Origin of the sequence: uncultured Sutterella sp., from assembly GCF_937923675.1 — a bacterium.
Classification (GTDB): domain Bacteria; phylum Pseudomonadota; class Gammaproteobacteria; order Burkholderiales; family Burkholderiaceae_F; genus Sutterella.
Genome location: NZ_CALDXB010000057.1, coordinates 21,928 through 28,513 on the forward strand (window position 1 = coordinate 21,928; position 6,586 = coordinate 28,513).

4 protein-coding genes are annotated in these 6,586 nt (G+C 61.3%); 3 read left to right on the forward strand and 1 reads right to left on the reverse strand.

Annotated elements, in window-relative coordinates; genetic code table 11:
• Positions 1-47 precede the first annotated feature (47 nt).
• The 3 genes from Q0106_RS06865 (at position 48) to carB (ending at position 5,771) form a co-directional block, all read left to right on the forward strand.
• Positions 48-926, forward strand: coding sequence for a DMT family transporter (locus tag Q0106_RS06865; protein WP_297610718.1), 879 nt, complete (start codon positions 48-50; stop codon positions 924-926).
• Positions 927-1,262: 336 nt separating this feature from the next.
• Positions 1,263-2,447 carry a glutamine-hydrolyzing carbamoyl-phosphate synthase small subunit gene (gene carA / locus Q0106_RS06870; protein ID WP_297610721.1) on the forward strand — a complete coding sequence of 395 codons (1,185 nt, stop codon included), beginning with the start codon at positions 1,263-1,265 and terminating at the stop codon, positions 2,445-2,447.
• Between the two features lie 78 nt (positions 2,448-2,525).
• Entirely contained in the window at positions 2,526-5,771 is a 3,246-nt protein-coding gene (gene carB, locus Q0106_RS06875) for a carbamoyl-phosphate synthase large subunit (RefSeq protein ID WP_297610724.1), read from the forward strand.
• A 102-nt stretch (positions 5,772-5,873) separates the two neighbouring features.
• Here carB and Q0106_RS06880 read toward each other — a convergent pair whose 3' ends face one another.
• Complete coding sequence (locus Q0106_RS06880) at positions 5,874-6,476, reverse strand: hypothetical protein (RefSeq protein WP_297610727.1); 603 nt, start codon at positions 6,474-6,476, stop codon at positions 5,874-5,876.
• Positions 6,477-6,586: the final 110 nt, after the last annotated feature.

A 6,586-nucleotide genomic window follows, 5' to 3' on the forward strand; every position in this document is an offset into this window, starting at 1 on the left:
ATAGAATGGCCTATCGCCATCTCCGGCCAAGCATTCCCTGACCATCCATGAGCTCGAGCCTTCTTATTCTGCTCTCTGCCTTCTTCGGCGCCTGTGAAACGGCTTTGATCCGCAGCATCGGCACGACGCATGATTTCCTTGAGCTCATGACGGCGCAGTATCTGGGCGTCTCGCTTCTCTGCACCTTCTGGATGCTGAAAACGAGGACGCCCTTTTTCAGCTCCTGCTGGCGGCTTCACCTCACGCGCGGCTGCACGGGTCTCTGCGCATCCGTCTCGGCCATCATCCTCGCGCAGGAGATTCCGGTCTGTTCGGCCGAATGCATGCTCTATACGTCTCCCTTCTTCATTCTTCTCATCATGTGGATGATGAAGTGGGACCGGAAGGTGAGCTTCCTCACGCTCGCCGCCATTCTCACGGTGGGGTTCGGGGGCTGCATTCTTGCGCTCAATCCGACCGCTGACGGCATGACGATCCGCCATCTGATTCTCGGCGGCATTCTGGGTCTCGCCGCCGCCTGCTCGACGCTTCTTCTGCGCGCCGTCGGGAACCGCGGGGAGCCGGTGGTCCGCACGACCTTCTACCTCTCAACCTTCTGCTTCGCGGCCGGCATCATCGGCGGATTCTTCTACCGCGGGGGCGCGGACGGCCTCATCTGCACGGAGCCGAAGGTGCTTCTCATCGGCCTCATCGTCCTCATCGTGCAGCTCTGCCGCGCGGGCGGATGGAAGTACGGGAACTGGTTCGTCAATTCCGTCTTTTACTTTTCGGGCATTCCCTTTGCAGCCATGCTCGGATTCCTTCTCTTCGGCGAAAAGGTCGGCGCCGAAGCTCTGATCGGCGTCGTCCTCATCATCGGCGCATCGGCAGCGGCCACCATGCTCGAACGCGCCAGGACGAAGAAAAGCGCATCCTCAGCCGCGTAGGAAGAATTCCGGAGAAAGGCCGGAAGGAGGGAAGCTGCACTCCAATAGTGCACGCCGCAAAGCCTCTCTTCGCGCCAACCGCGTTCACCGTAAACCCTTCAATTGTCGACAAAAAATCAACACTAAGGAGGGCGTTGACCGCGTTGAAGCGGACTAGGTCTTTTTACCTATGTGGCACCAAATGATGGCAAATATGGCATCGATAGACTTGCCGGAATGCTTTTAAACAGGGCTTCTCCCGGCAGGTCTCAGGCGCTTCCCGAAGCGTTTCCGAGTTCGCCCGCCGGTTTTCGAGAACCTCTGCAATCCCTTGATACCCCAGAGAGGAAATCCATCGTGGCACTTATTCAAAGAACCCGGCCTGAAGCTCTGCTCGTCCTCGCCGACGGCACCGTCTTTCACGGCGAAGGCATCGGCGCGAGCGGCATGACGACGGGCGAAGTCGTCTTCAATACTTCCATGACCGGTTATCAGGAAATCCTGACGGATCCGTCCTATACCGGGCAGCTCGTGACGCTTACCTGCGCGCACATCGGCAATGTGGGCGTCAACCCCGAGGACATGGAAAGCCGCGCGATTCATGCGGCGGGCCTCATCGTCAAGGCGGCCTCGGACCTTCCGAGCAACTGGCGCGCGAAGAAGTCCCTGCCGGAGGCGCTCAAGGATGCGGGCGTGAAGGCGATCTGCGGCATCGACACCCGCGCGCTCACGATTCATCTGAGGGAAACGGGCGCGCAGGCGGGCGCCATCCTGACGGCTGAACCGGGGCAGGAGCTTTCCGACGAAGACGTCGCCCGCGCGCTAGCCGCCGCGAAGAGCTGGGGCTCCATGGCGGGTCAGGATCTCGCTCAGACGGTGACCACGAACGAAGTCTACGAATGGACCGAAGGGAGCTGGGAGCCCTCGCGCGAGGGCGAGCCCGCCGGGTTCCGCCAGCCCGTGGCGTTCCCGTACCACGTCGTTGCCTACGACTTCGGCATCAAGACCAACATTCTGAGGCTCCTCGCCGACCGCGGCATCCGCGTGACGGTTGTTCCCGCGAAGACCCCGTTTGAAGACGCGATGGCCTACGACCCCGACGGCATCTTCCTCTCGAACGGCCCGGGCGACCCCGCCCCCTGCACGTATGCGATCGAGGTGGCAAAGAAGGCGATCGAAGCGAAGGTGCCGCTCTTCGGCATCTGCCTCGGCCATCAGATCATGGGCCTCGCCGTGGGCGCGAAGACCCTCAAGATGAAGTTCGGCCACCACGGCGCCAATCACCCGGTCGAAAACCTCGCGACGAAGCGCGTTGCCATTACGAGCCAGAACCACGGCTTTGCGGTGGATGCGGAGACGCTGCCCGAAAATGCGCGCGTCACGCACCGCTCGCTCTTTGACGGGTCGCTCCAGGGGTTCGAGCTTGTCGGTCAGCCCGCCTTCTGCTTCCAGGGCCACCCGGAAGCGAGCCCCGGCCCGCACGATCTCGACATTCTCTTTGAGAAGTTCGCCAAGAGCCTTGCGGAATACCGCAGGCGCTGAAATAGGAAGCGCCCTGAAAGGCATCCGCAATCCCCTAGCGACTAGAGACAGAACACAAGACAAAAGAGTTTCAGGAAAATGGCGAAGCGTACAGACATTCAATCCATTCTCATCATCGGCGCCGGCCCGATCATCATCGGTCAGGCGTGCGAATTCGACTACTCGGGCGTGCAGGCCTGCCGGGTGTTGCGCGAAGAGGGCTACCGCACGATTCTCGTCAACTCCAACCCCGCGACGATCATGACCGATCCGCAGACGGCGGACGCGACCTACATTGAACCGATCAACTGGGAGACGGTGGCGCGCATCATCGAAAAGGAGCGCCCCGATGCGATCCTCCCGACGATGGGCGGCCAGACCGCGCTCAACTGCGCGATGGACCTGGCGCACCACGGCGTTCTGCGCCGCTACGGCGTGGAGCTGATCGGCGCCACGCCCGAAGCGATCGACAAGGCCGAAGACCGCGAGCGCTTCAAAAAAATCATGAGCGAGATCGGGCTTGAGTCCGCCCGCTCGGGGGCCGCCCATACGCTCGAAGAGGCCCTCCAGATCCAGAAGACTGTGGGCTTCCCCGCGGTCATCCGCCCGAGCTTTACGCTGGGCGGCACGGGCGGCGGCATTGCCTACAACATGGAGGAGTTCATCACGATCGTTTCGCGCGGTCTGGAACTCTCCCCCACGAGCGAAGTGCTCATCGAAGAGTCGCTCCTCGGCTGGAAGGAGTACGAGATGGAAGTTGTCCGCGACAAGGCGGACAACTGCATCATCGTCTGCTCGATTGAAAACCTTGATCCGATGGGTGTCCATACGGGCGACTCGATTACGGTGGCCCCTGCACAGACCCTCACCGACAAGGAATACCAGGCGATGCGCGACGCCTCGATGGCGGTGCTCCGCGCGATCGGCGTCGATACGGGCGGATCGAACGTTCAGTTTGCGGTCAATCCCGACAACGGCCGCATGATCGTGATCGAGATGAATCCGCGCGTCTCGCGCTCCTCGGCGCTCGCCTCTAAGGCGACGGGCTTCCCGATCGCGAAGATCGCGGCGAAGCTTGCCGTGGGCTATACGCTTGACGAACTGAAGAACGAAATGACGGGCGGGAAGACCCCGGCTTCGTTCGAACCTGCAATCGACTACGTCGTCACCAAGGTGCCGCGCTTTGCCTTTGAGAAGTTCCCGGCTGCCGACGATCGCCTGACGACCCAGATGAAGTCTGTGGGCGAAGTGATGGCGATCGGCCGCACCTTTGAGGAGTCGCTTCAGAAGGCGCTTCGCGGTCTCGAGACCGGAAAGAGCGGCCTCGACCCGATCACGATCGACAGAAACCAGATCCTGCGCGAGATTGCCGAACCCGGCCCCGAGCGGCTCTTTTACGTTGCCGACGGCTTCCGCATCGGCATGACGGTGGACGAAATCTTCGAGCTTTCGAAGATCGACCGCTGGTTCCTGCGTCAGATCGAGGAGCTCGTTCAGATTGAGAAGTCGATCGAAGGGCACAACCTCAACGAACTCGACGAGAACGACTTCTGGGCCTTGAAGTCCCGCGGGTTCTCGGACAAACGCATCGCGAAGCTCCTTGCCGACTGCCACGAAAACGAAGTCCGGGAAGCCCGCCGCGTGCTCGGGGTCGAACCGGTCTATAAGCGCGTCGATACCTGCGCCGCGGAATTTGCGACGACGACCGCGTACCTCTATTCGACTTTCGAGAGAAGCCGCGTTTCCGAGGCCGCTCCGACCAACCGCAAGAAGGTGATTGTTCTGGGCGGCGGCCCGAACCGGATCGGGCAGGGCATTGAATTCGACTACTGCTGCGTTCACGCCTCCATGGCGCTCCACGAGGACGGCTGGGAGTCGATCATGGTGAACTGCAACCCCGAAACCGTTTCGACCGACTACGACACCTCCGACCGCCTCTACTTCGAGCCCGTGACGCTCGAGGACGTGCTCGCCATCTGCGAGGTCGAGAAGCCCCGGGGCGTGATCGTGCAGTACGGCGGTCAGACGCCCCTCAAGATCTGCCGCGCGCTCGAAGCCCACGGCGTGCCCATCATCGGCACGACCCCCGACGCGATCGACTGCGCGGAGGACCGCGGGCGCTTTCAGGCGCTTATTGAGAAGCTCGGCCTTCGCCAGCCGCCCAACCGCACGGCCTACACCGAGGAGGAGGCGCTCGCCAAGGCCGAGGAAATCGGTTATCCGCTCGTGGTTCGTCCCTCCTATGTTTTGGGCGGCCGCGCGATGGAAATCGTTCATACGCCTGAACGCCTCCTCAAGTACATGCATGAAGCCGTGAAGGTGAGCCCCGAGGAGCCCGTGCTGCTCGACCGGTTCCTTGACGACGCCGTTGAAATGGACGTCGATGCGGTCTGCGACGGCGATGTTGTAGCCGTCGCGGGCGTGATGGAGCATATCGAGCAGGCGGGCGTTCATTCGGGCGACTCCGCGTGCTCGCTCCCGCCCTACAGCCTCGCGCCCTCGCTCGTCGCGGAAATCCGCCGCCAGACGCGCGAAATGGCGAAGGCCCTCAAGGTGGTGGGTCTCATGAACGTGCAGTTCGCCGTGAAGGACGCGCACACCGACAACCCGGTGGTCTACGTGCTCGAAGTCAACCCGCGCGCCTCGCGTACGGTTCCCTTCGTCTCGAAGGCGACGGGCCATCAGCTCGCGAAGATTGCAGTCCGCTGCATGGTGGGCGACAAGCTCGCCGACCAGGGCCTCACGGTTGAGGAGCTCGAAAAGGCGCCTCCGTACTTCAGCGTCAAGGAAGCCGTCTTCCCGTTCGCGAAGTTCCAGGGCGTCGATCCGGTCCTCGGGCCGGAGATGCGCTCCACGGGTGAAGTGATGGGTATCGGCCGCGACTTCGGCGAAGCGTTGAGAAAGAGCCAGCTCGCCGCAGCGTCGAAGCTTCCTGCGGGCGGCCTCTGCTTCATTACCGTCCGCGATTCTGATAAGCCCAAGGTTGCCATTGCCGCGCATGAGCTTCACCACGCGGGCTTCAAGCTCATCGCGACGGCCGGCACCGCGAAGGTGATTCAGGCTGCAGGCATCCCCTGCCGGAGCGTCAACCGCGTGCACGAAGGTCGTCCGAACATTCTTGACCTCATCAAGAATAAGGAAATCCAGCTCGTCATCATGTCCGTTGCCGAACATGAAAACGAACTCGACGACGCCCGCGCGATCCGCCAGACGTGCTTGGCCGAGCAGACGACCTACTACACGACGATGGCGGGCGGCCTCGCCGCTGCCGAAGGCATCCGCCACGGCGAACTCTCCGAAAAGGTGAGGGATCTGCAGAGCCTTCACCAGGGGAAGGTCGACTAAAAAGCTCGGTCAAAACTAACTTTTAGTTGACAGGTCGGTCATGGCGTATTTCTGCCGTGGCCGACCTTTTTTCTTCTGCTCGATGATGGGCTTCGCCGCAGTTCAATAGCAGGCATCACGGAGTTCATCCGCAATTTGCGCTTCGCCGATTTCTCTGAGCCGATCCGCAATCGCCAGAGCTCTCTCTCGTTCATGAGGAATATCCACGAAGATCGGGAGTCCCATGCCGCCTTGAGATGCTGCGATGCGCATAGCCTTCAGCAGCTTCGGTCCCAGTTCTGAGGGCGACTTGCCGTCTTTTCCCGGTTCATAACGCGTCCAGTCGATCTTCGCGGAGGCATTGGCAACGGCATATAGCACCTCGGAAGCAATTCCCGGATTGTCGTATTCCTCCGGAGACCAGGCGAGAAGAATGCGCGCGGCAAGGTCCTTGCCCGTCAGCTCCTCAACGTAGGGGCCACCGAGAAACACGGCCGCAGTATCGATCATTACGACTCTCTGGGCTCTAAGCCACGCGTCATAGGCGGGATGCGTCAGAACGTCCGGAAGAGCATTCAATGGCGACTCGTCATGAGCGAAGTTGATCCACACGTTCGGATTCTCATCGAGACTCAGAAAGGGAAGCGCTTCAGGATTGGCGTCTGAGCGGAGTGATGCGTGGAAAACAAGTGTCGGCAGAACCTGGTACTCACCAAGGTCGGACATCGTCATCGCCTCCTTGAGGAGCCCGGCCTCCGATAACTTTGCTGCTGCCGCAAGAGCCTGAACTTCCCATCAAAAGTTACACTCGCTCCTAAGATGCCTGCAGAAACGTC

Coding starts and splice junctions, on each gene's coding strand:
- Q0106_RS06880 (WP_297610727.1), bottom strand. CDS start 6,476: ATGTCCGACCTTGGTGAGTACCAGGTTCTGCCGACACTTGTTTTCCAC.
- carB (WP_297610724.1), top strand. CDS start 2,526: ATGGCGAAGCGTACAGACATTCAATCCATTCTCATCATCGGCGCCGGC.
- Q0106_RS06865 (WP_297610718.1), top strand. CDS start 48: ATGAGCTCGAGCCTTCTTATTCTGCTCTCTGCCTTCTTCGGCGCCTGT.